Origin of the sequence: Bradyrhizobium sp. BR2003 (assembly GCF_009720285.1) — a bacterium.
GTDB classification, from domain to species: Bacteria; Pseudomonadota; Alphaproteobacteria; order Rhizobiales; family Xanthobacteraceae; genus Bradyrhizobium; species Bradyrhizobium elkanii.
In genome coordinates, this window is sequence record NZ_SMYJ01000019.1 from 66601 (window position 1) to 91987 (window position 25387).

Genomic DNA, 25387 nt, shown 5'->3' on the forward strand with positions numbered 1-25387 from the left:
GACTTGACATGTCGGGCAAATCAGCGCCACACTTCCATTATTCCGAAATCGCTCAAATACTTGTCCACCGACCCTGGCGCGGTCGTCAATTTGCCGTCCGGGGGCAAAGTGGACACGCGATCCGACCCCGCAATATTGTGCCCCTTCTGCGACATCCAGCGATGTTCGCATCAGCGCGACGCGGCGATGGGCGGCGGATGAATGCGTCAGGCCGTCACCGAGGATCATTGCTATGCAGCGTGGCATTTGAGTATCAAGGCCGGCTGCCGCGCGGGATGGTAGGTCGCTTCGAGCTGCTATTGGACGGCAACCGGGAGCAGAGGCCGGGCGAAACTGAGTTCGTGGCCATCGGGATCAATCAGGTGGAAGTAGCGCTCACCCCATTCGGCGTCGCGGGGGACAGTGGCCGGCTGGTATCCTGCTGCAAGGGAACGGTCGTAAAGTGTGTCAACATCGGCAACATAAAAGATGATGCGTCCCCACCAGGACCAGCACCGATCAGCAGGCTGGGCGATGAGGTTGAGATAACTCGCACCAGCCCGAAAGCTGGTGAATGACGACTGCTCGCCGCCATGCAGGACCTCAAATCCCAAGGCGCGGTAGAATCGGACAGCCCGTGGCATCTCGTGGGTGCCGAGCGTGACCGCGCTGATCCCCTCGATCATGGAAACAACTCTCCTGCTCTATTCCTGCGTCGTTTGTAGGTAAGACTTCTCTCGCGGTCAGAGCCCCCGCCACGGAAGTTTTCGAATCGACACCACAGACCAAATTGGAAATCAGGAGGATTGAATCCTCCACCAAAAAGGGCGGCAATGCCGGACAGCCGGGACCCCGTCAGAGTGCGACTGTTTCCTCGACAACATGTTTCAGCGGCGTCCCCTCAGCGGACAGGGTCATTCGCAGTTTGAGCTTGCCATCTTTCACCACCCCGCTACGCACCAGGTTCTCGATTTCACGCTGCGATGTAACTCCGACATGCTTCAGAAATTTACGGATAGCCATATTGAAGCGGTCTTCATCGAACTCGGCGGTCATGGCTGTTCTCCCTGATCGGGTAGCCAAAGTCTAACACGAGGTGAGCAAACACCAAACATCGACGCCGCGCTCGCGTCGCCGCCGACTTCCTCCTTACCTGGATCGCCTACCAATCTCGGCCCGGATCTGAAGACTACACCTGACGCTGCAATGTCGGCAGTCTGAGGTGGACCGGACACGGCTGAGCGCGGTCCTCGACCGTTGCTTGTGGCCCGGACCGGACCTCGCAACGCCTTAGGTGACAATCCAGGTTTGATGTTGACCCATATCAAGGAGTCAACAGCGCAGCATGTTAGTCAGCAACAGGGGATGTCAAAAATTCACGGAGCGAAAATATGAGCGCGCAAGGCAGTCATTTCTTTGCAAATTGGGCCAAGGAGCGGATCGATGAAATGGACGCTGCCCTGACCTCGCTTGAGAGCAAAATTGGCGAGGTTAATGCCGATCTCCGCATCAAGGCCAACCAGACTCTGGTCGATTTGCGCAACAAGCGTGACGGGTTCCGGGCGGCCGTCGAGAAGCAAGTGGATGCGAACGAGGCCGCATGGACCGGCGCGAAGACCCAGCTGGAAGCCGACTGGGCTCGTTTCGACACTGAGGTTCAAAAATATGTCGAAAGCTTCGGCGAGCAAATCAAGCAACAGCAGGCGACCTTCAAGCTTCAGGCCGATGCTCAATTGAAAGCCTGGAGTGAAGCGGCCAATAAGTTTCAGGCGGCCGCTGCAGGATTCGCAACGGAACGTCGGAGCGAACTCGACGCGATGGTTAACCGCATGAAGGCCGACGCCGCGCTAGCCGAGGAGAAACTCAAGAAACTGCAACAAGCAGGGACCGAGTCCTGGCCCGTCCTGATGACCGCCTTGACGGAAACGCGCGCGGTGTTTGATCGCGCCAATGAGGCGGTGCGGGAGGCGTTCAAGCGGGCCGCTTGATTAAGACAGTTGACCGCATTTTGGAGAGACCGCCGCTTGGCGGTCTCTTTCCTTTTGTGGGGGCGTAATCAAGAGATGGCATTCGCATTACGGCAACAGCGCACTCAATTGACTGACCGCGCCCTGGCGTGCACCATCCGGCACGGCTCGTCTCGCCCGTGTCGTGATCCCCGGTTGCCCTCACCATGTCACGCAGCGTGGCAATGGCCGCGCGCAGACCTTCTTTGGCGACGGCGACTATGTGCTTTATCGCGACCTGCTCGCCGCCCATTGCGCTGCGGCCGGCGTCGAAGTGTGGGCCTGGTGCCTCATGCCGAACCACGTTCACGGCGGAGCGCGGTCCTCGACCGCTGCCTGTGACCCAAAACGGACCTACTTGAGGCCTTCGCATTCCGATCAACGAGACCGGCGATCCGCAGCGAGCTGCTCGCGATATTCTTGGTCCAGAAACTGCTCAAGCGATAGATTGTCATCGTTCGTCATTGCGTACATCCACCGCTTCATCTTCTTAGATGGATCGAACGGGCTCTTTCCTGTACCGATGACGACCAGCCATTGCCGCTGTTTAGCCCTGTCACGCGCCTCAAATAGCCAATAATGCCTTTCTGCGTTTCGCAGCTGAACGTGCGAGTCCACTACTTCGAACGTGGTCAGCTCCTCGTCAAGCGACCAGTGATAATGATTGCCGAAGAGATATTCTTCGATCTCGCTAATCTCGTAAGGACAGCATTTCGAGAGTTGATCTATGCTGAATGTCTCGTCCCATAGTATCGGATAGCCAACCATAGGCGTTTTCGGTCCCGTTGCTGCGGCCCACGATAGAGCCAGCAGCTTTAAGCGCGAGCTGAACAAGTATAGAAAACTTGAGTCATTCGGTGATGTTTCATTGTGGGCCCTTGCCGACATCACCAAGCGCGCCTTTTTTGTCAGCTTACCGTTGGTAATGCGGACGTTCGTACGGCGGACGGATTTACGGGTACACGCTTTGGTAAGTGGGATTTTGGAGCGCTCGAACAGGGTTCGAACCGTACCTAGTCTACACTACCCTGCGCGGGACGATTTGCGCTCGCCCGTGACGGCGTTCTCGGCCGCCCGGTTCATCAGCGAGGCGTAGTCGTGGCCGAACAGCACCTCGCAGAACCGGATCGCGGCCTTGACCTGCTGCTGGCGGAACGCCCGGACCCGGGCGTCGCCGCCGCGCAGCGACTGCACCAGTCCTTCGGTCGACTGCTCGACATAATGCTGCAGATCCGAGAAGGTCCGCAGCGTCACCTCGTTGATGGCGAGCTCGCTGGCATAGGTGCGGCACACCGCGACGAAATCGATCAGCGCGGCGGCGTCCTCGACCTCGGACTGATCGATCTTGGCGCCGGCCGTGATGTCCTTGTCGGCGCGCTGGCGCAGGATGCGGCGGACCCGGCCCGGCACGCTGTCGATCTCCGATTGCAGCGCGTTGGAGGTATCGGCACGGACCGAGGTGAGCTGGCGGCCCCAGGTGGAATCGTTGCGCAGATCAAGCTCGGTGCGCAGGCCGCGGACGCCGTCATGCAGGGTCTTGAGCTGCTCGCCGACATAATCGAAATGCCCGCGCCTGATGTCGGTGCGCAGGCAGGCCGCGACGAACGACAGGTCATGTAGCGCGATGGTGACCGCGACGCCATACGGCGTTGCCGCGACGCGGAGCTCGTCGTCCGAGGCCGCCATCTTGATGGCGAGGCGGACGATCTGCCATGGCGCGGCGAGCCGCTGCGCAATCAGTGACAGCGCGAACGGCAATAGCTGCGGCGTCTGCAGCGACGGCAGCTTGAGCGCTTCCGTGGCGGACGCGATCTGGGAATCGGCAAACACCCGGATCTGGCTCGGCAGCCGGCTTCCCAGGGTTTCCAGCGCTTCGCGGGCCTGCAGCACGAGGCCGATCGGCAGCAGGTCCTCGACCACGCTCGGCGGGCCGACGCGCGACAGCGCGCGCTGGCGGTCGTCCTGGCTTGGCGCCGCAATCCTGAGGATGGCGTCCGCGGCGGCGAGCTGGAACTTGCGCGCGGCGGTCTCCATCGGACCGCTCTCCGTGGCCGCGGCGAGCGCCGCCTCGAATGTACGGGCAGCTTCGGGCGCGCCCTCGCGGGCCAGCCATTGCCAGATCGGCAGCAGCGAGGCGCGCCGGATCTGGCCAGGGCGCGTCGGGAAATTGGTCTCGGCGAGGAACGGCTCGACCGGCCGGAACAGGAGCCGTGCCGGATCGTCGCTGCGCGGCTGGATCTGCTCGTCCTCCTCGGCCCCGCGCACGATCTTGCGCAGCTGCTCGAGGACCAGATTGGCGACGGCGACGTCATCGCCGCGTTCGACGGCGCGCTCCAGCTCGCGCATCAGCAGCGCCTGCGATTGCGGCGGAAGCTGCGCGAGATAATCCCTCAGCCGCTCGGTCGATTTCTGGCTCATGCCCGGTCGTGAAAGCTTGGTGCCCGGCAAGCGCCGCAGCCCGTCCGCCCGCAATGATAGAGGTCGGCGCGTTAAGAACGCGTTTAGGAAGAATGACCGCGCCGGGACGATGCGGCCTCGTCGAACATCGTCATTCCGGGGCGCGAAGCGAACCCGGAATCTAGAGATTCCGGGTTCGATGCTTCGCATCGCCCCGGAATGACGATACCCGACGAGCGTTCCTATGAGCTGGTTTCGTGGAATTGCTCGGCTACACTGCCGGCAGCGTCAGCTCGGCCCGCAGGCCGCCGATCGGCGCGTTGTTCAGGGTGAGATTGCCGCCGTAGAGGCCGGCAAGATCGGTCACGATCGACAGGCCGAGCCCGGAGCCGGGTTTCGACTCGTCGAGCCGCTGGCCGCGCCGTGACACCTGGGCGCGCTCGGCCTCCGACAGGCCGCGTCCGTCGTCATCGACCACGATCCGTAACCTGGGACCCGCGCCCGACGCCTCCGGCGGGACCACGCTGACCTCGACGAACACCTGCGAGGACGCCCATTTGCAGGCGTTGTCGACGAGATTGCCGACCATCTCCTCGAGGTCCTGCCGCTCGCCGCGAAACCGCGCCGCCGGATCGGCCTTCGCCTCGATCGCGAGATCGCGATCGCGATGGATCTTTTCCATGGTCCGGCGCAGCGCCTCGATCACAGGCGCGACGTCGGTGATGGTGCTGACGATGGTGGCTCGCGCAGCGATCCGCGCGCGCTCAAGATGGTGCGCGACCTGGTCCCGCATCAGATCGGCCTGCTCCAGCACCTTGCTGGCGAAAGGATCGGCGGTATGCGCGGCCGCCTCGTTCACGATCACCGACAGCGGCGTCTTGATCGCATGGGCGAGATTGCCGACATGGGTGCGCGAGCGCTCGACGATCTCCCGGTTGGCGTCGATCAGCGCATTGGTCTCGCGCGCCAGCGGCGCGATCTCGACCGGAAACCGGCCTTCCAGCCGCTCGGCGCGGCCGGAGCGGATATCGGCAATCGCATCGGAAATGCGCTTGAGCGGCGCGAGGCCGTAACGCACCTGGAAGACCGTGGTCAGCAGCAGCACGACGCCGAGCGCGGCGAAGGTGCCGCCGAGATAATAGTCGAAGCTGCGCGTCTCATCGAAGATCTCGGTGGCATCGCCCGCGACGCTGACCAGGAACTTGCCGTCGGCGCCGAGATCGACCGGCCGCTCCACCACGCGCAGGCTCTGGCCTTCGGGCCCGTCGACATAGCCGAGCCGGACGCCGGCAGCGGTCAGCTCGGCGCCGTGCTCCTCGAGCTTGGGCAGCTTCTTGTCCCACAGCGAGCGCGAGGCGCGGGTCTCGCCCTTTTCGGTATCGGTGCGGGTGATCTGCCAGTACCAGCCCGATAACGGCAGGTCGAACAGCGGCTCGCCGAGCGACTGGAACTGGCGGTCCGCCGGCTCATCCGGCGTCGCCACTTCGGCGATCAGGGTGCGCAGATAGAGATTGAGCCGCCGGTCGAAGGCGCGCTCGGTCGCGTCGCGATAGACCGACGACAGGATGACGCCCGTGATCGCCAGGATCACCACCACCCAGGCGGTCGCCGAGACGAACAGGCGTGTCGCGAGCGAGCTGCCGCCCATCAGAACATCGTGTCAGCGTCAACAGACATCAGGGATTCAAACATTGGCGAATCCAGTCCCTCCTGGCGCGGATCATGCCGTAGCCCGCACGCCGATCAAGCGCCTTAAGAGCATGATCCGATTGAATAGGATATGCTCTTATCCGTTTGTTTGGTCGTGCTTTCTTCGCGTGAACGAACCGGCATCCACTTCGCTCGAAAATGCTCTAAAGCGCAATGAGATCAGGTTGGATCCACATCGCGAGCTCCTTGTTTGAGCATGATCTTTTCGGAAAACCGCTGCGCACTTTTCCGGATCATGCTCTAGGTCGGCGGCGAGAGCATGTAGCCGAGGCCGCGCACGGTCTGGATGATATCGACTTCCAGCTTCTTGCGAATACGCCCGACGAACACCTCGATCGTGTTGGAGTCGCGGTCGAAGTCCTGGTCGTAGAGATGCTCGACCAGCTCGGTGCGCGAGACCACCCGCCCGGTGTGGTGCATCAGATAGTCGAGCAGATTGTACTCGTGCGAGGTCAGCTTGATCGGATTGCCGTTGACGGTGACACGTTTGGTGCGGGTATTCAGCGCCACCGGCCCGCAGTTCAGTTCGACCTGGGCATGACCGGTCGCGCGGCGCAGCAGCGCGCGGATCCGCGCCAGCACCTCCTCGAGGTGGAAGGGCTTGGCGACATAGTCGTCGGCGCCGGCGTCGAAGCCCTGAACCTTGTCGCTCCAGCGATCGCGCGCGGTGAGAATCAGCACCGGCATCACCCGCTTGTTCCGCCGCCAGGCCTCGAGCACCGAGATACCGTCCATCTTCGGCAGGCCGATATCCAGCACGACCGCGTCATAGGGCTCGCTGTCGCCAAGGAAATGCCCCTCCTCGCCGTCGAACGCGCGATCGACCACATAGCCGGCGTCCGTCAGCGCGGTGGTGAGCTGGCGGTTCAGATCCGGGTCATCCTCAACTACGAGCAGACGCACTTTGGCCTCCGAGAGTGAGCATTGCGATATTCGGCATCAAATGAGGCTTCCCGCCGTGAACGGCTTATGAATGGACCCGCAAGGCGCAGCTTATTTTTTCGTCAGGTGCACCATCCCGGGAACCCGCGCAAGCATCACTGGTTCCCTCCATGAGATGCGCGCGAACTGAGATCGGGTTTCAGTTGAGGGTATTTTAATACCTAAAACTTGAAAGCAATTGTTGCTGGCTACCTTCCGGCGGGCCGGAGCACGGACAACATGTCGGGACATTTGCAGTCGACCGGCAAGTTAACCTTCGACGACCATTTTCATGTCGCCGACACGAGCGATGCGCTAATTCAACGGCGGCGCGCCGAGCGCCCATGGACCGGGAAGAACGCGTTGCTTGTTTCAAAAATACGGAGGTTCGGCGTGATCGCAGGCTGGCTTGCGCTTGCCTTCATCGCCTTCGTGACACTGTCCCCGATCCAGGACCGTCCCTCGCTCTTCCATCCGCAGATCGAGCATTTCGCGGCGTTCGCCGTGATGGCGCTGGCCTTCGTGCTGGGCTACCCGCGGCGCACCGCGCTGATCGTGCTCTTTGTCGTCTTCAGCGCGTTCACGCTCGAAGCAATGCAATTCCTGACACCGGACCGTCACGGCCGCCTGATCGACGCGATCGTCAAGGTGGCCGGAGGTCTCGCCGGCATCGGCGTCGGTCGCTTGATGCTGCTCGTGCTGCGCAGCCAGTTCGGCCGGCTGAGGTCGGGCGCGGAACAGTCCGCGAGCTGAGCGGCCGGCGCGTTGCGCTCAATCGCGCTTCGGCGCTTCCGCCGACTTCATGTCGTCCTGCGCCATGCATTGCCGAAAGAAGTGCAGCCGGTCGCCATTCATCGGCACGGCCCCCGGTCGCTTGTAGGGGTAGACCATGTAGGCCGCGCGCAGGCAGCGCTTTGCGGTCTCGGCAGCGGGTGCGGCGACGGCGGCACTCGACGCCAGCAGGAGCGCCAGCACGGCGCTGAACCGGACGGACACCCCGCTCACGGCTTCTCGCATTCCGAGTAGAACACGCCATTGGCGGCCGCCAGCCGCTGCAGGCAGTGCCGCTTGTCGGTCACCGCGCCCTCGACAGTGAAATCGTAGGCCTGGGCCTTCAGGATCAGCGCGTAGCGTCCCGGCGGCAGCGGCGCGTCGTCGCGCGGCAGGACCTCGAACATCTGCGGATCGTCCTTGAGCGGCGCCGCGCGGAACGGGATCGAGATGTTGCGGATCACCCAACTGTCGTCACCCGGCGAGACCACCGGCTTGCCGGCCGCGTCGAACGTGGTCTGCTGGCTCACATGCGCGATCAGGCGCACATCGATCGGATCGGAGGCGCCGCCGGCACCCTCGCGCCGGAACACGATGAAGCGGAGATGTCCGTCCGGCAGCGTGGTCTCGCTCGGCCGCGTGATCGCCGCCGAGATCGCCACCCGCGGATCCGGCGCGCGCCCCTGGATCAGTTGCAGCTCGTAGAGCTTGCCGCCGCTCTCGGCATAAACGCCGTAGGCGGTCGGCAATGGCCGTCTCGGCGCCGGCGGCTCGGCCGCAACGGCCGGCGCCGGCACGGCCGCGACCACCGCGGGCCTTTGGGTTTCAGGCGGCGCCGATGCCCGCGTGCCGGCAATCATCGCGCGGGCCGCGGCCAACGACACGCCGCGTTGCTGCAGCAGGACAACGGCCGCGATCAGCCCGAAGAACGCCAGCATGACAACGTAACGCAGCGGCGCCGACGACGACCATCGCGGACGGCGCGATACCGCGGCGGGCTCGACGCGATCGAGGGTCGTGACAAATGCCGCCTCGGCATCGATCCGGGGCGGTGCCTCGATCCGCCGCGCGGCGCCCGCCGCCTCGAGGAATGCGGGCAGCGCCCGCGCAGGCGGGACCTCGAATTTCTCGATCACATTGCTCTTTGTGTGCGCTTCGACGCCTTCGATCGCCACCTCCAGCGCCTGCATCAGGCGCTGCTTTTCCGTCGGATCCTCATGCGCGAGCTGCTGCAGCTTCTGCCGCGCAAGCTCGTAGACCGCGCTGCGCAGCTGCTGCGGGTCGGAGCTCACGGAATCGATGGTTCGCGCCAGCACCAGCGCGAACTCCACCTCGGGGTGCGCAGGACCGATGTCCCTGACCGTTCTCTGGGCCGGCGTCGGCGTCATAAATGTTAGTCTGGTTTGCCCATAATGTTACAACATTCTATGTGGATTTTACTGTTAACACAAACCACCAGGCCGGCGGATGACGCCACGGTTTGACCGTCCCGATCCGACCAGCAAGCAGGATTCATTGACCCGTTCTCTGCCCATCCTGGACCAGTGGTTGTTCGCGCCCAAACGGGACCGCCGATCCTGGCCGGACGTCCTGCTCCTCGCAGGATGGGTCGCGCTGGTCGGATTCCAGATCGGCCGCCATGTGATGTGGCGCGACGAGGTCCGCGCGCTCATCATTGCCCTGAACGGCGACGATCCGGTCGCCATGCTGAGAGGGTTGCATGGCGAGGGCCACCCTGCCCTTTGGTACCTCCTGCTGCGCGGCGCGCATGCCGTATTCGATCGGGTCGAGGTGCTGCCCGCCGTCGCCTTCGTGGTCGGGCTCCTCACGGTCGCACTGCTGATCTTCCGCTCGCCGTTCCCGCGGCCGCTGGTCCTGCTGCTGATCACGGGCCATGCGCTGTTGTTTGAATATGTCGTGATGGCCAGGAATTACGGCATCTCGGCCCTGTTGCTGTTCGCGATCGCGGCCTGCTATCGGGCTCACCACGACCGCGGTTTGCTGCTCGGCGCGCTGCTGTTCCTGCTCGCCAACACCAACGTCGTCGGCGCGATCATGGCCGGCGCATTCCTGCTGTTCTGGCTGCTCGACCTGCTCGAGACCCAACTCGCGAGCCATGGCTGGCGCTGGTCGCCGCAACTCGCCAACTTCGCGATCAATGCAACGATCGCGACGATTGGCGTCGTCATCTGCGCCGCGACGATGCTGCCGACCTACAATGACGCCGCGGCCCGGGACTGGTCGCACGCGTCGCCGCTGGCGGCGGCAATCCTGTCGCTGGTGAACCCCGGCTCGACGTCGCTGGGCGCGCTGTTTGCCAATCTGCTGCCGGGAATCGCGGGATCGGCGCTGCTGTTCGGCGCGACGCTCGGGCTTTTGCCGCGACGACCGGCCTTCCTCGCCGCCATCGCCGCCCTGTTGCTGACGTCGTTGTTCTTCGCCGTCGCCGCCAACGGTGCCTACCGACATGCCGCGGTCTGGCTGAGCTTCCTGATCGCGCTTTACTGGATCGGCTGGAGCCGGGTCACCGCGCCATCCGGCTCTCGCGCATGGCTCGACCGGCGCTTGCCGGCGATCGGACGCGTGTCGCTCCTGCTGGTGCTCGCGATCCAGAGCGCGGCCGGCATCAACGATCTGCGCAACGCAGTGACCGGCGTGGTCGCGAGCCGCAGCGCCGATCTCGGCCGCCTGATCGCCTCGCGCGCCGATCTGGCCGACGCGGTGATCCTCAGTGAGCCGGAATGGCTGGTCGAGGCGCTGCCTTATTACGTCAAGAACCGGACCTATCTCGCCCGCGACCACAAATTCGGCAGCGTCGTGATCTTCTCGCGCAAGGGCAAGATGGACGGCGATCTCGGCGAGACCCTGCGCCTTGCCCGCGAGCTTCGCGACACGAGCCGCGCGCCGGTCATCATCCTGCTGGCCTACCGGCTCGACGAGATCACGCCGGACCGGATCTACGACGAAGGCAAGGACTGGCGGACGTTCCGTGCCTCAGCGGCGCAGATCCGCGATTTCCGCGAAGCGACCACGATGCTCCGCCGCTTCGGCCCCGCCAAAACCGACGAGAGTTTCGACGTCTACCTCCTCAACTAGGCGACCGATCAACGACGACAGAAAAGGACCGCGCGATGGCGCTGATGGACAGCAAGGTCGAAGCCGGCAAGCCGCCGGCCGCAAGCATCCGGCAGTACCTCGCCATCCTGCGGCTCGATCACAGCACCAAGCACATCTTCATCGTTCCCGGGATTGTCCTCGCCTGGCTGTTGCGCGGCGTGAGAGGCGAGCATGTTGCAAGCGCGATCGTCCTCGGCCTCGTGGCCGCGATCTGCATCGCGTCGGCCAATTATGTCATCAATGAATGGTTCGACCGCGACTTCGACCGGCATCACCCGACCAAATCGCAGCGCTCCGCGGTGCAGAGCGCGATGGACGGCAAGATCATCGGACTAGAGTGGCTGCTGCTCGTCGCGCTCGGTCTCGTCTGCGCATCCGCGAGCAGCCGCCTGATGCTGTTCGCCACCGGCATCTTCGCCCTGCAGGGCATCGTCTACAATGTCCCGCCGCTGCGCAGCAAGGACAAGGCCTATTTCGACGTCATCTCCGAATCCGTCAACAATCCGCTGCGGCTGTTGATCGGCTGGGCGATGATCGACCCGACCTCGCTGCCGCCGGGCTCGGTGATCATGTGCTACTGGTTTGGCGGCGCGTTCCTGATGGCGGCCAAGCGGCTGTCCGAATATCGCGAGATCGCCGCGTCCCACGGCAGGGAGCTGCTGGCGCGCTACCGCGCGAGCTTCGCGCACTATACCGAGGTGTCGCTGACGGCCTCGTGCCTCAGCTATTCGCTGTTCTCGGTGTTCTTCCTCTCGGTGTTCCTGGTGAAGTACCGCATCGAGTATGTGCTTGCGATGCCGCTGGTGGTGATGCTGTTCACCACCTACTTCTCGATGTCGACGTCGCCGGGGTCGTCGGCGCAGAAACCCGAGAAGCTCTATGGCGAGCGCGGCCTGATGCTGCTCGTGCTGGCGCTGGTCGCCGTCTTCCTGGTGGCAAGCCTTGTCGACATGCCGTTCCTCGCGCGATTGGCCGAACAGCACTACATCACATTGAACTGAGCCAGTCGCGGCGGGCTAGCGCCGACGCGGATGCGCCTTCTGATGCCAGGCCCAGGCCGAGCGAATGATGTAGCCGAGATCGGACCGGCTGGCCTTGAAGCCGAGGCCGCGCTCCGACCTGGAGGGATCGGCCACCAGGATCGGCGGATCGCCGGCCCGGCGCTCGCGCACCACGCTCGGCACCGCTTCACCGGTCTCGGCGCGGATCGCGTCGAGCACCTGGCGCACCGAATAGCCGGTGCCGGTGCCGAGATTGAACACGCCGCCGGCGTCGCCCTTCAGCAGCAGCTCGAGCGCCGCGATATGGGCGCTGGCGAGGTCATCGACATGGATGTAGTCGCGCACCGCGGTGCCGTCAGGCGTGTCATAGTCTTCGCCGAAGATCGCAAAGTCCGGCACGTGCCCCAGCAGCGCCATCAGCGCGCGCGGAATCAAATGCGTCTCGGGATCGCGAAGTTCGCCGATGGTGACGGAGGCGTCGGCGCCGCAGGCGTTGAAATAGCGCAGGCAGACCGAGTTGAACCGATAGGCTGTGCGGTAGTCGGCCAGGATCTGCTCGATCATCAACTTGGAGCGGCCGTAGGGATTGACGGTCGGACCTGCGGCACTCTCGGGAATTGGATCGCGTCCGGCGTTGCCGTAGACCGCGCCGGTAGAGGAAAACACCAGGCGGTCGCAGCCCGCCTCCCGCATGCCGCGCAGCAGGCCGAGCGTGCCGGCAACGTTGTTGGTGAAGTACTTCTGCGGATCCGCCACGGACTCGCCGACCGCACTGAACGCAGCGAAATGCATCACGGCGAGCGCATCGTGCTCGCCGATGGTGGCGGCGATCCTGTCGTGGTCGGAGACATCGCCGATCACGAGCGGCCCCCAGCGCACGAAATCACGGTGACCGGTGGACAAATTGTCGTAGACGACCGGCAGAAAACCGGCCTCGGCAACCGTCTTGGCGCAATGGGATCCGATATATCCCGCGCCACCCGTGATCAGGATCGAACCCCTGCTCGCCATTTCAAATTATTGCCCTGCGCGAACCAATTCTGCGCCTCAACAGGCGCAGTGATCGCATCGGTACGACATTCCGTCCGAGGCGGCAAAATGACGATGGGAATAGCGTTAAGACCGAACGGATTTGCAGCCGAAGCGACGGCTAGCGCGACCCCAGCGGCACGTTGGTTCGTTGACCGACCGGCGGCGCGTGCCGTGACGGTCTGCCATAAGGGTAAGCCGGTGTTGCCGGCGGGACCGGCTGGGTCGCCTGCGGCCGCGACGTCGGAACGCCGCCGCCCGGTCCATCGATCGAATAGCGCGTTGTGCCCTGCGTGGTCTGTCCGGTGCCCTGTGCAAGGACGGGGACGGTGGCGACGACCAGCGCCGCTGTTGTGACAAGGCCGGCCAGCTTCATGTCGATGCCTCGGTGGGTTGGACCGGAGTCAACCGTTGATGCCTCCAATCGTTCCGGGAATGTCGCCGCAGCGCTCTGGCGATCGTCTCTGATACGAAAAATGGCGCGGCGAAATGTCTCGCCGCGCCATTTTCGATCGATGGAGCTCGTTCAGAACTTCAGGCGCCGGCCTGCGTGACGGCGGCCCAGTGATCGGGGTTCGCCGGGGTCTGCATCCTGACCCAGCGATAACGCGCCTGCGACCAGCTGCGGATCTGCGCATTCAGATTGTCGAGCACGATGTCTCCACCCCTGGCGCGGACCACCAGCACGAGATGATGCTCGCCGGAGGAGGTCACCACCTCGCTCAGCAGCAGATCGCGCATCGGCCAGCCCCGCGCCAGCAGCTCGTGGCGCTTGCTGACCGCATAATCGTTGCAATCGCCGCGCGCCGGATTGATCAACCATTCCTCGCCGGCAAGGCCGCGTTCGTTGCGCTGTGGCGCGATGCTGCGATTGACCGACGCGTTGACCTCGATCAGGTCGGCGATGCGCTGCCTGGTCAGGCGCGTGGCACCGCCGCGGAACACCATCCGGGCGCGGGCTTTCGGCTTGCATTCGTCGGCATAGCGCATGCAGAACATGGTGTAGGCCATCGGCGCCAGCGTCGGCTCGCTGAAGCGGATCTTCTCGATCACGCCGCGCAGCGGCAGCGGGAAGCCGACCATTCCAGCCTGGGTGTTCTGAGCGCTTGTCCCGAGCGCAAGGACGGCCAGAACCAGGGCCATCACTCTCTTGACGTTGTACATTCCTCACTCCCCACAGTGACGGGAAGCATGTACGGGAAATGTCTTGAGCTTGGGCTCAAGCGCGCGGCGGCATTTGTTTCAAATGCGAGGGTGCGCGCGAGCAATCCGTTAACCAAGCCGTTTCGGCGGGGCGCCGCCGCCAGATCAAGGGCCGGCTGCGGCCCGAAATCTCTCGTTCCCATGCCGGCGTGGTTGGCCTGTCGTGAAGCCGGCGGCGCTCTCTGTTAAATCGCCACCCGCTGCCTGGGTGCGATCCCGCACCAGCTCATCACGAGATCGGCAAGCATCTTGATCTCGAGATCCGCGGGCGTACCGCCGGCGAAATCGGCGACCGATTGCCCCAAGGCGACGGCGCGAACATAGGCCGAGCGACTGCCGATCATCGGCCCGATCTCCTCGTCGAGCGTATCGAGCTCCTCGATCAGCTGCTGGCCTTCGAGCGTGCGCTGGTCGACGCGGTTCGGCACGATCATGGCACGGAGCGCCGTTCGCCGCGTGGCACGCACCTCCCGCACGATGTCGAGCGTCCGCGCGGTGGCCTCGATGTCAAGGCCGGACGGCGTGCATGGCATCAGCACGATATTGGCGACCGCGAGCACGGCGCCCAGCACCCGATCGTTCGGCGCGGAGTCCACCACGATGATCTGATGCGGAATCTGGCGCATCAGCCTGGCCCATTCGGCGACCGGCCGGGTTTCCGGGTCAAGCTGGTAGACGGGGAACGACAGATTGCCGGGCTCGGCCCAGTGACACGCGGACGCCTGCGAGTCGGCGTCGACCAGTCCCACCACACCCGTGCGCCGATCCAGTTCTGCGGCCAGCAAGACCGCAAGGGTCGTCTTTCCGACCCCGCCCTTGCGCTGGGCAACCGAGATGACAAGCGGCATCGCAAACTCCTGGCGTTATCCCCCGTGCGTGCGCAGGAGGGCACCTTCATCAACGAGCGTCAGCATCCGCGGCAGACAGACCCGCTTTGCGTCGTAATTGTCCCGCACGAAGCTGCGCGCCTTCATCCGCATCTTCTTGAAGGCCTTGGGCCGTGACAGCACCGAGACTACCTGATCCGACAGCGCATCAATATCAAAAAACGGCACCAGCAGGCCGTTGCCGTCCGAGATGATATCGCGAAGGGGGGCGGTGTCGGACGCCACCACCGCGCATCCCGCGCTCATGGCCTCCAGCAGCGACCAGGACAGCACGAAGGGATAGGTCAGATAGACGTGCACCGATGAGATCTGCAGCAGCTCGAGATACGGTTCCCGAGGAATCCGGCCGAGGAAATGCACCCGGCGCAGGTCGATGTCCGACTTGATCTCGTCCAGGAACATCGACTTCCAGCTCGACCCCTTGGGTGGATTCGCGCCGTAGGATGTCCCGCTGCCGCCGACGATCACAACCTGCGCATTCGGCCGCGCGGCGAGGATCCGCGGCAGGGACCGCATGAAGACATGGAATCCGCGTACCGGCTCCAGGTTGCGCGAGACGTAGGTGATCACTTCGTCGTCCGCCGACAGCGTCGCACCGTTCGGAAGCTGAAACCGCGCGACCGGATTGGGCTTCACCTCGTCGGTGTCGACGCCCTCGTGGATCACCTCGATCTTGCTCTGAAACTCGGCGGGAAAGGTCGACCTCTGCCATGGCGTCGGCGAGACGCCCGTATCGCATTCCGTGAGCGCCAGCAGCGTGGTCGCATTCTTCAGATGGAGCGCGACATTGCCATCGAGGCCCGTCATGGGAAACTCGGGATCGAAGCCGACGTCCCTGCCCTCGGCACCGTAGTAGAATTCGCAATAGAGGATGATCCGCGCGCGCGGAAACATCGTGCGCAGCGGCAGCGTCTCGCCCCAACCGGGATGCGCGAAGATCAGGTCGGGCACGAAGCCCTGCCCCGACAGCGACGACAGCGCGTACAGAACCTCTTCGGCACGCCGCGATTCGACATCGAAGCGCCGGGCAAACGGATGGACGACCGCGGAATCCGTCTTGGTCGTCGAATATTTGAGCAGCCGGATATCCGGCGTCGTGCTCGCGGTCGATGAACCGACCGCAACGACCCTGTTGCCGGGCTGCTCTGCGAGCGCACGCGCAATGTGGCGGTACTGGGCTGGAAAGTTATTGTGGACGAACAGGACGTTCATTGGCGGGCGAGCGCGCCCTCCGGCCGCACGGTCTTCGATTGGGGTCAGGGTCTGCATCATCACCGGCGGTGTGTCATCGATTGGCGAGCGAAACTATCTTACCGGATTAACATTAAGCCCCCTTCTATCACACAGATTTTTGGGGCACACTGCAGGGGACATATCAATCCATTCCGTTAGGCTCGCAGGCGACAATGAACGAACAGATTCAGCAGAAAACCATTGATCTGGCACGGGGTCTCTTCCTGGTTCGGTACAATGGCGCAGATGATAAGGTGTCACCTCCGGTAGTGCGCGTATACGCGGATCGCGCCAGTCTTAACAATTGTAATATCATTACCGGACCGGACGTGGTCAATGGAACCCTGTTCGCGCCCGAGAGCGCGCTGGTCGTGTCGGTCGCCCGGCCGAGCCGCCTGATCGTCGAGGTCACCGCAGGGCGCGTCGGAGGGTCGACCGCCGCCAATATCAAGATCGAGCCGCTGACCCAGGGACAGCCGGCTGAGCAGCCGGCCGGCCAGCCATACGACATGTTCGAGCCGGAGGCCGGCCCCGGCGAATTGAGCGACCTCAAGCTGCTCGCACATGTCGCGGGTCTGGGCGACGTGACGGTCGGCTCGAATGTCTGGATTGCCGGACCGTCCGCGCCGGCCCGGATCGAGGGAATTTCCCTCGAATGGCCCAACAAGCCGCGCGATCTCCACCTGCAATATGCCGTCAAGTTCGCCCGGCCGCAGCGGGGCGACAACCAGTTCGTTCCTCTCGGAACCTTTGCCGGAACCCGGGGACGCGCATTGGCCATCACGGGGTTCTCGCTGGAGGCCACGGGTCCCGGCGCGGATCGCTACGCCATCGCGGCCGAAACCATCTTCCTGGGGGCTCCAGCCCTGCGGGTCACCGGGAACCGGATTGTGGTGTCGGGTCCTTCGGGACGGGAACCGCTGGTGGGCCTCAAGCTCAATCTCGAGGAGCGCCGGGTCCAGGCGGCGCCCCTCGCGCCCCAGCAGCCAAGACGCATCGAACCCGCCACTCCGATGCCGCACCAGGACGGACCGCGCCTCGAGGGACGGGTGCGCGTGTTCCGGAGCCGGCAGGGGCGCCGTCAAGACGGCAGGCTGACCATGCGGGCAGATAAGGGCGCCATTTGACCGCCGACGCGCGCAGGATCGCCTTTACGTCCAAAACGCTTCACCACGTCGATCTCGAGCGGGCCGCCGTGGGGGCGCTCGAGGCGCGTGATTTCCGCCTGGCGTTCGCGCTCGCCGACCGCCGCTGCCGGATCCTGCCGCATCCGGACGCCCGCGCCCATCTGCTGCGCGCGGAAGCGCTGTTTCATCTCGATCTCAGGGATGCGGCGATCGCCGGTGTCGCGAGGGCGCTCGAGCTCGAGCCGGACGATCTGGTCGCTGCGCGGCGAATGATGGCTTGGGGCGACGAGCTTCAGCAGATCGAGGCGGCGCGAAGCGTCACGCGGCGTGATGACGATCCGGATTCGGTCAGGGGCGCCCTGCTGCTGCTCGAACAGAGCGGCCAGGACAGCTGCGCCCGCATCGACTTTCTCGATGAAGAGGTGAAGGGATGGGTGACGTGGCGCGGGCCGGACGACCCGCACCTTTCGCTGGCACAGGCGGACCAATCCAGCACAATCCAGCTTCCCGCCGATTCACGCCACAGATTCGCGCGTGACGGGCGACATGCCGCGAGCTTCCGTCTGATACGGCCCGCGTCCGCGACCTCGCAGCGCCTGCAGATCACGCAGGCGGACCGCGTGATCGCAAGTGTTCAACTCCCGGCCAACCGCGTTCCGGATCACCGGAGCGCACCACGCCGGCCGGCTCGCCTTCGAAACGGCGAACCTCCTCCGCTCACCATCATCATCCCGGTATACGGGGATCTGGCCGCGACACGAGCCTGCATCGACAGCGCGTTGAATGCGCTCGCCTGCACGCCGGGCTCGACCATCGTCGTCGTGGATGATGCCTCGCCCGAGCCCGACATCAAGCGCCTGCTCAACGAGCTCGCCGCCGAGTTCCGCATCCGGCTGCTGACCAACGAGCACAATCTTGGCTTTGTCGGCGCGGTCAACCGCGCGCTCGGCGAGACCGGCGCCGGCGACGTCGTGCTGCTGAACTCGGACACGATCGTGCCGAAATACGCGCTGCAACGCCTGCGCAGCGCCGTGCAATCGACGCCGCGCGTCGGCACGGCGACCCCGCTGTCGAACAACGGCGAATACACCAGCTTTCCGATCCCGAACCGGTCAAATCCCCTGCCCGCGGCCGACGAAATCGAATTGCTGGATGAACTTGCAGGCAGGGCAAATTCCGGGATTGCGATCGACATCCCCAACGGCATCGGGTTCTGCCTCTACATTACCCGCGAATGCCTCGATGCCGTGCGCGAGCTCTCCGACGACTTCTATCGCGGCTATCTCGAAGACGTCGACTTCTGCCTGCGCGCAGCGGAGGCCGGCTTCCGCAACGTGTGCATTCCTTCGGTTTTCGTCGGGCACGAGGGCTCGCGCTCGTTTCTTGGAGAGAAGCGTTCGCTCGTGATGCGAAATCTTCGCGTTCTCGAACACCGCTACCGGCGCTATGCGACGGAATGCGCCGCATTCCTGCTTGCCGATCCACTCCGCGATTGCCGGGCGGCGCTCGAGCTCAAGCTGCTCACGAACCAGCAGGTCGCCGCCGGCCCCACAGTCATCCTCTGCGGCTCGTCCGCCGGCCACGCAATCGCCGTCAGGCGCTGCCGGCAGCTGGCTGCAGAGGGTCAGCACGGTCTGGTGGTGCAGATCCGCTCCGAGGGACACCGCCAGCTGGCTGCGATGTTCGATCCGGATGGCGGAGCGCCGCAGTCGATCGCACTCGACGTTGCGACGCCTGAGGGCCGCGAAGCTCTTCTGAGGTTTCTCGCCGATCTCGGAATCCGGTCGCTCGAGATTGCGGAGCCGAACCGCATTCCCGGCGCATGTCTGGCGCAGCTCACGCAACACTTTGGCTACGATCTCCTGATCACCGACACCGCGCTTGCAATGCGCACCGCATTTGGATCAGGCGTTCATCCGGATTGGACGAGCCTGGTCGCCGGGGCGCGGCGCGTGACTGCGATCGGCGACGACGGCACAGCCTTTTCGGAAGCCGTTCTCGGCCTGCAAGTCGTGAGGTTGAGTGACCCGTCTGCGCCGCCGGCGCTGTATCCCGCCGTGAGCGGCCCCGCGCGTCTCGGCCTGCTGGTCCTGCACGCCAACGCCACGGAATTTCGCTTCATACGAGCGTTGAGCGATCAACTGGCCGACGCCGACGAAGACGTCGAGATCATCGTGCTGGGAAGTACCCTCGACGATCTCAAGCTGATGCAGCGCACCAATGTCATCGTCACCGGCGATATTGCGGTCGACGACGTCGCCACGCTGGTCGAAGCCCACGGCATCACGAAATTGGTTCTCGACATCGGCGAACCGGCGTTTGGTCATCCATTGGTGGAGGCGCTGCTGGCAACCGGGCTGCCGATCGCCGCGACGGAATGGAGTCCAACGCCTCCGTGGCGTGGCCGAAGCACGGACCTGAAGCTGCAGCCGGGCCTTGATGGCGATGCAACGGTTGCCGCCGTATGCGACTGGGTGGTCGAGGACGTCCTGCTACAACCCGATCGGAGGAGCGGTCGGCACCGGCGGCAGGTTGGCGCGCGGCTTCCATGATCGCGGCGGCCATGCAAGCGAGGAGAACGGCGTCGAATCCAGCCCCAGCAGCGGGCTGTAATAGGGATCGTCGAGCAGCACCTCTCCCCATTTCGCGCGCAGGATCGACAGCTCGCGCCTGAAGCGTGCCCTGCGATCCGGCGCGGAATCGCGGCCGCGGCTTGCCGACTCCAAATGAACGAGTTTCGCGTCCGGCGTGAACACGATCCGCTTTCCAAGCTGGCGCAGCTTCAGGCACAGATCGATATCGTTGAAGCTGATCGGAAAGCGGATCTCGTCCATGCCGCCGACCGCCACGAAATCGCGCTTGCGCATCAAGAGGCACGCTCCCGTCACCGCCGAACATTCGTGCGCCACCTGAAGCAGATCGCCATAGCCGGGATCGCCATCCATCCGGTCGTTGAAGGCGTGCGCGGCCGAGAAATTGGCCCCCAGCACCACTCCGCCGTGCTGCACGACGCTGCTCGGCCAGAGCAGCTTTGCGCCGACGGCTCCGACATCGGGAGCCGCGAGCCGCCACAGCATCTCCGCCAGCCAGCTGTCGTCGAGCGCCTCGACGTCATTGTTGAGAAAGCAGATGTTGTCGGTATCAACACAAGCGACGGCGGCGTTGTTGATGAATGCGAAGTTGAACGGCCCCTCGACCGAGATGACGTCGATTTCCTGCGCGGACAGGCTATCCAGATAGTCCAGCGTTTCCGGCTCGGTCGAGCTGTTGTCGACGACGAGGATCCGGGCGTTCGTCTCATGCGCCGCCGGCATGACCGTCTCGATGCATCGCTTGAGCAGCTCGGCGCGATTTCTCGTCGGGATGATGATGGTGGTGCGCTCGTTCCAATCGACGGCGCGCTTGACCTGAACGGCCGGAAGAAGGCCCGCTTTCCGCGGCTCGACATTGGCCTCGATGCCGGCCCTGGCGAAATACGCCTTGCTTGCAGCGACCAGTTCGGCCGTCGCGGCCGATGCATCGATCCGCGGCAATGCCGCAACCGATCCCGGAAGATGATAGGTTCGATCCGGCTCCGCGCAGCAAAGGAAGATGTCGTAGAGCGACGTCGCCGATCGCAGCGCGTCCAGGGCACGTTCCCGGCGCACCGCGAAACAATACGCCCCATAGCCCTGCTCGAGCGCGCGCTCGAGATCGAACGCCGAAAACGCCAGCGGCCAGACAGCGCCGGCGCCCGCAGCGACCTCGACGTCGCCATAGACGAGATCGCAGCCGGGTTCGGACGCGAACAGATCGGCGAAGCGCTGCAAGGCGTCTTCCGCGAGGATCGTTCCGCTCAGACAAAACACGAAGAACGCGCTGCCGGCGGCATCGCCATCGACAAACTCGCGCGCCGCTTTTGGATCGAATTGACTGAACGCCCGCGCCGGCAGGGACACCGCCGACCAGGCCGAGTGCCGTTGGGCTTCGAGGCTTTCGATGCTCTCGTCCACCCTGGCATCGCCGATCAGGACCACTGCCGCCTCGGATGCGACGTCAGACTGTTCAGATCGCGTCGTCGGCGAGAAGCGCTCCTTCCAGCCGCGATAGGCGTGAAACGGCATCGAGGCCGGCAGCACCCGGTCGAACAGCTCTCCACGAAGCCGCTCGCTGTCCCAGCGCCCGAGATCCGCGAGCGTTTGCTCCAATCCGCGATCGAAAGCGACAAAGGAAATCGGCTCCGAGACCAGGCTCCGTCCCGAAATCGTCCGCGCGGATAGGCCGCGCATGCGGCCGTCCGCAAAATGCTCGGGCAGATGAAAATCGATCCGGCGGCCGACGCCGAACTCGCCACCCCGCGCAACGTTGGTCCACCCGGTCGGCTTCACGGTCATCACCGGGCGTTGCGCGATCAGGATTTCGATGTCCTCGTCGATGTCCTGAGCAAGCCAGCCTTCGAAGCGCAAACCTCCGACCCACTCGATATCGCCGATCCGGTGCCAGCGCGCTTCCGGCGCGGCGACATCGCAGCGAATCGGGGCCCCGACCGGACTGCCGATATTTGCCAACCTTGCCTCAATGATCCCAGCGTTCGCGCTGACCTGATCCTGCACGTTGAAGGTAAAGCCAAATCGCGCGTCGCCGATCCCGGCCTCCGCAAGCTCCGTTACAAACTCGTCACACAATGATGACATGTATGGCTCGCCGTCGACGAGCAGGTCGACGGTGTAGCGTCGGCCGAGATCGGCGGGATCATAGACAAACCCGGAAAACGTCGTGCGATCGTGTCTGGAGAACTGCGTTTGCAACGACGCGTATTCAGCTCCCGAGGGCTTCTGCTTGCCAATCGTCTTCGTGCTCATGTCCACCCCTGAAACGGCGGCTCGATTGTCGGTCGATTTCAAGTTGAGAATGTGTCCATGGTGCGCCCGAGGTGACTAGCGGGCGCTCAGCTGCACCGAGGCGATCACCGTTTGCACAAAAAGCCGCCGACCTCCAACACAAACTATACGCCATAAAACTTGGCGTTATCGGCGCCAATTGTGCTAGTGCTAACTCCTCCTCTCCACACTGATCGACGAGCGGATTCATGAAGATTGCAATGGTTGGAACGGGATATGTAGGTCTCGTGTCCGGAGCGTGTTTTGCCGATTTCGGCCATCAGGTCGTTTGCGTCGACAAGGACGCCGGCAAGATCGAAGCCCTGAAGCGCGGCAAGATCCCGATCTACGAAACTGACCTCGATAAGCTCGTCGAGACCAACGCCGCGGCCGGACGGCTGACCTTCACGACGGAGCTGGCGGGCGCCGTCGCGGACGCCGATGCCGTGTTCATCGCGGTTGGAACGCCCTCGCGGCGCGGCGACGGCCATGCGGACCTGAGCTACGTCTATGCTGCCGCCAAGGAGATCGGCGCAGCGCTCAAGAAGTTCACCGTGGTGGTGACGAAGTCGACCGTGCCCGTGGGCACCGGCGACGAGGTTGAACGGCTGATCCGCGAAACCAATCCCGACGCCGATTTCGCCGTTGCGTCGAACCCCGAATTCCTGCGCGAAGGCGCCGCAATCCAGGATTTTCGCCATCCCGACCGCATCGTCGTCGGCACCGAGGACGATCGGGCCAAGAGGGTGATGGGCGAAGTCTATCGTCCGCTCTATCTCAACCAGGCGCCGATCCTCTATACCGCGCGCCGCACGGCTGAGTTGATCAAATACGCCGCAAATGCCTTCCTTGCCACCAAGATCACCTTCATCAACGAGATCGCCGATCTCTCCGAGAGAGTCGGGGCGAACGTGCAGGAGGTCGCGCGCGGCATCGGGCTCGACAACCGGATTGGAACCAAGTTCCTGCATGCCGGCGCCGGCTATGGCGGCTCGTGCTTCCCGAAGGACACCCGTGCGCTGTTCAAGACCGCGCTCGACCACGACGTCCAGCTGAAAATCGTCGAGGCCACGCTGACCGCGAACGACAACCGCAAGCGCGCGATGGCGCGCAAGGTCGCCAACGTGCTCGGCGGCGAGCTGCGCGGCAAGACCATCGGCGTGCTTGGCCTGACCTTCAAGCCCGATACGGACGACATGCGCGAGGCCCCCTCGATCCCGCTGATCAACGGCCTGATCGACTTCGGCGCCAAGGTTCGAGCCTACGATCCCATCGGCATGGAGCAGGCGCGCAAGGAATTGCCGGAGATCGAGTACTGCAAGGATGCCTATGAATGCGCGCGCCAGGCGGATGCGCTGGTGATCGTGACCGAGTGGCGCCAGTTCCGCGCGCTCGATCTCAAGCGCATCAAGCAGGAGATGAAGCATCCGGTCGTCGTCGACCTGCGCAACATCTACCGTCCGGACGAGATGGCCGCGCACGGCTTCACCTACGACAGCATCGGTCGGCCGCGCTGAGCGCTCGCGCCTGGCGACGATAGCCCGCCGGTCGGTTCAATCCTGGAGCCTTGGTTCTGATCAAATCAGAACCAGGGCTCTTTTGTTGTGTGACGCGTTTTCTTCACGCGCACCGGCATCCGCTTCTGAAGGCGCCTTAAGCGTGGGCGGGCGCGCCGAGCTGGACAAATGCATCCAGTTCGCGCGCCAGCGCTTCCTGCCAGGTCGGCATTGCCACGCCGAACTGCGCCTGCAGCCGCGACAAGTCCAGCCGCGAATTGCCCGGACGCACCGCCTTGGTCGGAAAATCGGCCGTTGCGATCGGAGCGACGTTCTCGACCGCCAGCGTGACGCCGCGAGACCTCAGCCCGCCGACAATGGCGGTTGCGAAGCCGTGCCAGCTGGTTTCGCCGGCGCAGACGAGATTGACGACACCTCCCCTGCGCACGAGCTGATCGTGCAACGTGGTGAGGTTCGGCAGGACGATGCCGGCGACCGCACTGGCGATCGCTGATGCCGTGGTCGGCGCACCGATCTGATCGGCCACGATCCGCAGCTCCTTACGCTCGCCGGCGAGCCGCGCGATGGTGCGCAGGAAATTCGTGCCCTTTGCGGCATAAACCCATGAGGTGCGCGCGATCAGGTGCGCCCCGCCCGCCGCCTGGATCGCGGCATCACCGGCAAGCTTGCTGGCGCCGTAGACCGACAGCGGTTCTGTCGGGCTGTCCTCGCGCCACGGCCTGTCGCCCGAGCCATTGAAGACGTAGTCCGTGGAGAAATGCACCAGCGGCACGCGGTTCGCCGCAGCCCATTTGGCCATCACCTCGGGCCCCTTCGCGTTGACCAGGAACGCCTGCTCACGCTCGTCCTCGGCGCGATCGACGGCGGTATAGGCCGCCGGATTGATGATGAGATCGGGCTTCAGACTCTCAAGCTGGCTCGTCAACATCTCCGGCTTCGACAGATCGAACTCGGCGGTGGGCGGCGCGATGATCGTGCCGTGGCTTTCCAGCAGAGGCTTGAGCGCACTGCCAACCTGGCCGCGTGTTCCCGTCAACAAGATCCGCATCAGATTTGTCCATAGGTCGGAAGGTTGCTGGCGTCGGCCAGGAGCGGCGCGTCCGCATCCTTGGCCGACAGTTGTGGCTTGTCGACGCCCCATTTGATCCCGATCGCGGGATCATTCCACCGGATCGAGAGCTCGTCCTTGGGGCTGTAGAAATCGTCGCATTTGTAGAAGAAGTCGGCGGTCTCCGAGAGCACCACGAAGCCGTGAGCGAAGCCGCGCGGCACCCATAATTGCCGGCGGTTGTCTTCGCTCAATTCGACCGCGACATGCTTGCCGAAATTCGGACTGCCGACGCGCACGTCGACGGCAACGTCCAGCACCTTGCCGCGCAGCACCGAAACGAGTTTGCCCTGGGTGACGGGGTTTTGCAGATGCAGCCCGCGCAGCACGCCATAGGCCGAGCGGGACATGTTGTCCTGCACGAAGGGACGCGTGATGCCGTGCTCGACATAGCGCGGAGACTGGTAGGTCTCGAGGAAGAAGCCGCGCTGGTCGCCGAACAGCTTCGGCTCGACGATCAGGACTTCAGGAAGCTCGGTCTTGATGACGTTCATCTAACATTTGTTCCAGTTTGACGCGCCC

The 25387-nt window shown here is 64.1% G+C and carries 24 protein-coding genes; 7 read left to right on the plus strand and 17 right to left on the minus strand.

Annotated features, from left to right (window positions below; translation table 11 throughout):
• Positions 1–296 precede the first annotated feature (296 nt).
• Entirely contained in the window at positions 297–665 is a 369-nt protein-coding gene (locus E2I15_RS13460) for a VOC family protein (RefSeq protein ID WP_137476375.1), read from the minus strand.
• Positions 666–834: 169 nt separating this feature from the next.
• Positions 835–1035 carry a DUF6494 family protein gene (locus E2I15_RS13465; RefSeq protein ID WP_137476376.1) on the minus strand — a complete coding sequence of 67 codons (201 nt, stop codon included), beginning with the start codon at positions 1033–1035 and terminating at the stop codon, positions 835–837.
• A gap of 335 nt (positions 1036–1370) precedes the next feature.
• Between E2I15_RS13465 and E2I15_RS13470 the strand changes: the two genes are divergently transcribed.
• Entirely contained in the window at positions 1371–1967 is a 597-nt protein-coding gene (locus tag E2I15_RS13470; protein WP_137476377.1) for a sll1863 family stress response protein, read from the plus strand.
• A gap of 396 nt (positions 1968–2363) precedes the next feature.
• Here E2I15_RS13470 and E2I15_RS13480 read toward each other — a convergent pair whose 3' ends face one another.
• The 4 genes from E2I15_RS13480 to E2I15_RS13495 form a co-directional block, all read right to left on the minus strand.
• Complete coding sequence (locus tag E2I15_RS13480) at positions 2364–2753, minus strand: hypothetical protein (protein ID WP_137476378.1); 390 nt, start codon at positions 2751–2753, stop codon at positions 2364–2366.
• Positions 2754–3008: 255 nt separating this feature from the next.
• The gene (locus tag E2I15_RS13485) at positions 3009–4403 is read right to left on the minus strand and encodes a serine/threonine-protein kinase (RefSeq protein WP_137476379.1); all 1395 of its coding nucleotides are present in this window, start codon (positions 4401–4403) and stop codon (positions 3009–3011) included.
• A gap of 250 nt (positions 4404–4653) precedes the next feature.
• A complete protein-coding gene (locus tag E2I15_RS13490) occupies positions 4654–6030 on the minus strand; it encodes an ATP-binding protein (protein WP_137476380.1) in 1377 nt (458 codons plus the stop codon).
• A 302-nt stretch (positions 6031–6332) separates the two neighbouring features.
• A complete protein-coding gene (locus tag E2I15_RS13495; RefSeq protein ID WP_016841655.1) occupies positions 6333–6995 on the minus strand; it encodes a response regulator transcription factor in 663 nt (220 codons plus the stop codon).
• Positions 6996–7406: 411 nt separating this feature from the next.
• On the opposite strand from E2I15_RS13495, the gene E2I15_RS13500 reads away from it, so the two are divergent.
• Positions 7407–7766, plus strand: coding sequence for a VanZ family protein (locus tag E2I15_RS13500; RefSeq protein ID WP_196238907.1), 360 nt, complete (start codon positions 7407–7409; stop codon positions 7764–7766).
• Between the two features lie 18 nt (positions 7767–7784).
• On the opposite strand, the gene E2I15_RS13505 is transcribed toward E2I15_RS13500, so the two are convergent.
• The gene (locus tag E2I15_RS13505; RefSeq protein WP_246667877.1) at positions 7785–8018 is read right to left on the minus strand and encodes a hypothetical protein; all 234 of its coding nucleotides are present in this window, start codon (positions 8016–8018) and stop codon (positions 7785–7787) included.
• Positions 8015–9172 carry a hypothetical protein gene (locus E2I15_RS13510; RefSeq protein WP_155262367.1) on the minus strand — a complete coding sequence of 386 codons (1158 nt, stop codon included), beginning with the start codon at positions 9170–9172 and terminating at the stop codon, positions 8015–8017. The genes E2I15_RS13505 and E2I15_RS13510 overlap by 4 nt, the downstream gene beginning before the upstream one ends.
• 160 nt (positions 9173–9332) lie before the next feature.
• On the opposite strand from E2I15_RS13510, the gene E2I15_RS13515 reads away from it, so the two are divergent.
• Both E2I15_RS13515 and E2I15_RS13520 read left to right on the plus strand, forming a co-directional pair.
• Positions 9333–10880 carry a hypothetical protein gene (locus E2I15_RS13515; protein WP_246729388.1) on the plus strand — a complete coding sequence of 516 codons (1548 nt, stop codon included), beginning with the start codon at positions 9333–9335 and terminating at the stop codon, positions 10878–10880.
• A gap of 35 nt (positions 10881–10915) precedes the next feature.
• Positions 10916–11902, plus strand: a complete 987-nt coding sequence (locus E2I15_RS13520; protein ID WP_137476383.1) for a UbiA family prenyltransferase — start codon at positions 10916–10918, stop codon at positions 11900–11902.
• A 15-nt stretch (positions 11903–11917) separates the two neighbouring features.
• Here E2I15_RS13520 and galE read toward each other — a convergent pair whose 3' ends face one another.
• From galE to E2I15_RS13545, 5 genes are all read right to left on the minus strand, one after another.
• The gene (galE, locus tag E2I15_RS13525; protein WP_137476384.1) at positions 11918–12913 is read right to left on the minus strand and encodes a UDP-glucose 4-epimerase GalE; all 996 of its coding nucleotides are present in this window, start codon (positions 12911–12913) and stop codon (positions 11918–11920) included.
• Positions 12914–13052: 139 nt separating this feature from the next.
• Positions 13053–13307, minus strand: coding sequence for a hypothetical protein (locus tag E2I15_RS13530; RefSeq protein ID WP_137476385.1), 255 nt, complete (start codon positions 13305–13307; stop codon positions 13053–13055).
• A 158-nt stretch (positions 13308–13465) separates the two neighbouring features.
• A complete protein-coding gene (locus E2I15_RS13535; protein WP_246667878.1) occupies positions 13466–14095 on the minus strand; it encodes a transglutaminase-like cysteine peptidase in 630 nt (209 codons plus the stop codon).
• Between the two features lie 224 nt (positions 14096–14319).
• Positions 14320–14982, minus strand: coding sequence for a nucleotide-binding protein (locus tag E2I15_RS13540; RefSeq protein WP_016841664.1), 663 nt, complete (start codon positions 14980–14982; stop codon positions 14320–14322).
• A gap of 15 nt (positions 14983–14997) precedes the next feature.
• Positions 14998–16233, minus strand: a complete 1236-nt coding sequence (locus E2I15_RS13545) for a glycosyltransferase family 4 protein (protein ID WP_137476386.1) — start codon at positions 16231–16233, stop codon at positions 14998–15000.
• Between the two features lie 194 nt (positions 16234–16427).
• Here E2I15_RS13545 and E2I15_RS13550 point away from each other — a divergent pair, with 194 nt between their 5' ends.
• The gene (locus E2I15_RS13550; RefSeq protein WP_137476387.1) at positions 16428–17381 is read left to right on the plus strand and encodes a hypothetical protein; all 954 of its coding nucleotides are present in this window, start codon (positions 16428–16430) and stop codon (positions 17379–17381) included.
• On the opposite strand, the gene E2I15_RS39215 is transcribed toward E2I15_RS13550, so the two are convergent.
• Positions 17336–17869, minus strand: a complete 534-nt coding sequence (locus E2I15_RS39215) for a hypothetical protein (protein ID WP_246729402.1) — start codon at positions 17867–17869, stop codon at positions 17336–17338. The two genes, E2I15_RS13550 and E2I15_RS39215, sit on opposite strands and share 46 nt — an antisense overlap.
• Before the next feature lie 132 nt (positions 17870–18001).
• On the opposite strand from E2I15_RS39215, the gene E2I15_RS13555 reads away from it, so the two are divergent.
• Positions 18002–19933: a glycosyltransferase family 2 protein gene (locus E2I15_RS13555; RefSeq protein ID WP_349629384.1), complete on the plus strand. Its 1932-nt coding sequence runs from the start codon at positions 18002–18004 to the stop codon at positions 19931–19933.
• Here the strand turns inward: E2I15_RS13555 and E2I15_RS13560 are convergent.
• On the minus strand, positions 19874–22222 hold the full coding sequence (locus E2I15_RS13560) for a glycosyltransferase family 2 protein (protein WP_137476389.1): 2349 nt from the start codon (positions 22220–22222) through the stop codon (positions 19874–19876). The genes E2I15_RS13555 and E2I15_RS13560 overlap by 60 nt on opposite strands.
• Before the next feature lie 227 nt (positions 22223–22449).
• On the opposite strand from E2I15_RS13560, the gene E2I15_RS13565 reads away from it, so the two are divergent.
• Positions 22450–23757, plus strand: a complete 1308-nt coding sequence (locus tag E2I15_RS13565; protein WP_028331574.1) for a UDP-glucose dehydrogenase family protein — start codon at positions 22450–22452, stop codon at positions 23755–23757.
• A 136-nt stretch (positions 23758–23893) separates the two neighbouring features.
• Here the strand turns inward: E2I15_RS13565 and rfbD are convergent, their stop codons facing one another.
• On the minus strand, positions 23894–24805 hold the full coding sequence (rfbD, locus tag E2I15_RS13570; RefSeq protein ID WP_137476390.1) for a dTDP-4-dehydrorhamnose reductase: 912 nt from the start codon (positions 24803–24805) through the stop codon (positions 23894–23896).
• Positions 24805–25359 carry a dTDP-4-dehydrorhamnose 3,5-epimerase gene (gene rfbC / locus E2I15_RS13575; protein ID WP_137476391.1) on the minus strand — a complete coding sequence of 185 codons (555 nt, stop codon included), beginning with the start codon at positions 25357–25359 and terminating at the stop codon, positions 24805–24807. Before rfbC ends, rfbD begins: the two co-directional genes overlap by 1 nt.
• Positions 25360–25387 lie beyond the last annotated feature (28 nt).

Excerpts from the sequence above, each read along its gene's own strand:
- E2I15_RS13460 (WP_137476375.1), bottom strand. The coding sequence starts at position 665 with ATGATCGAGGGGATCAGCGCGGTCACGCTCGGCACCCACGAGATGCCA.
- E2I15_RS13465 (WP_137476376.1), bottom strand. The coding sequence starts at position 1,035 with ATGACCGCCGAGTTCGATGAAGACCGCTTCAATATGGCTATCCGTAAA.
- E2I15_RS13470 (WP_137476377.1), top strand. The coding sequence starts at position 1,371 with ATGAGCGCGCAAGGCAGTCATTTCTTTGCAAATTGGGCCAAGGAGCGG.
- E2I15_RS13480 (WP_137476378.1), bottom strand. The coding sequence starts at position 2,753 with ATGGTTGGCTATCCGATACTATGGGACGAGACATTCAGCATAGATCAA.
- E2I15_RS13485 (WP_137476379.1), bottom strand. The coding sequence starts at position 4,403 with ATGAGCCAGAAATCGACCGAGCGGCTGAGGGATTATCTCGCGCAGCTT.
- E2I15_RS13490 (WP_137476380.1), bottom strand. The coding sequence starts at position 6,030 with ATGGGCGGCAGCTCGCTCGCGACACGCCTGTTCGTCTCGGCGACCGCC.
- E2I15_RS13510 (WP_155262367.1), bottom strand. The coding sequence starts at position 9,172 with ATGACGCCGACGCCGGCCCAGAGAACGGTCAGGGACATCGGTCCTGCG.
- E2I15_RS13520 (WP_137476383.1), top strand. The coding sequence starts at position 10,916 with ATGGCGCTGATGGACAGCAAGGTCGAAGCCGGCAAGCCGCCGGCCGCA.
- galE (WP_137476384.1), bottom strand. The coding sequence starts at position 12,913 with ATGGCGAGCAGGGGTTCGATCCTGATCACGGGTGGCGCGGGATATATC.
- E2I15_RS13530 (WP_137476385.1), bottom strand. The coding sequence starts at position 13,307 with ATGAAGCTGGCCGGCCTTGTCACAACAGCGGCGCTGGTCGTCGCCACC.
- E2I15_RS13535 (WP_246667878.1), bottom strand. The coding sequence starts at position 14,095 with ATGTACAACGTCAAGAGAGTGATGGCCCTGGTTCTGGCCGTCCTTGCG.
- E2I15_RS13540 (WP_016841664.1), bottom strand. The coding sequence starts at position 14,982 with ATGCCGCTTGTCATCTCGGTTGCCCAGCGCAAGGGCGGGGTCGGAAAG.
- E2I15_RS13545 (WP_137476386.1), bottom strand. The coding sequence starts at position 16,233 with ATGAACGTCCTGTTCGTCCACAATAACTTTCCAGCCCAGTACCGCCAC.
- E2I15_RS13550 (WP_137476387.1), top strand. The coding sequence starts at position 16,428 with ATGAACGAACAGATTCAGCAGAAAACCATTGATCTGGCACGGGGTCTC.
- E2I15_RS13560 (WP_137476389.1), bottom strand. The coding sequence starts at position 22,222 with ATGAGCACGAAGACGATTGGCAAGCAGAAGCCCTCGGGAGCTGAATAC.
- E2I15_RS13565 (WP_028331574.1), top strand. The coding sequence starts at position 22,450 with ATGAAGATTGCAATGGTTGGAACGGGATATGTAGGTCTCGTGTCCGGA.
- rfbD (WP_137476390.1), bottom strand. The coding sequence starts at position 24,805 with ATGCGGATCTTGTTGACGGGAACACGCGGCCAGGTTGGCAGTGCGCTC.
- rfbC (WP_137476391.1), bottom strand. The coding sequence starts at position 25,359 with ATGAACGTCATCAAGACCGAGCTTCCTGAAGTCCTGATCGTCGAGCCG.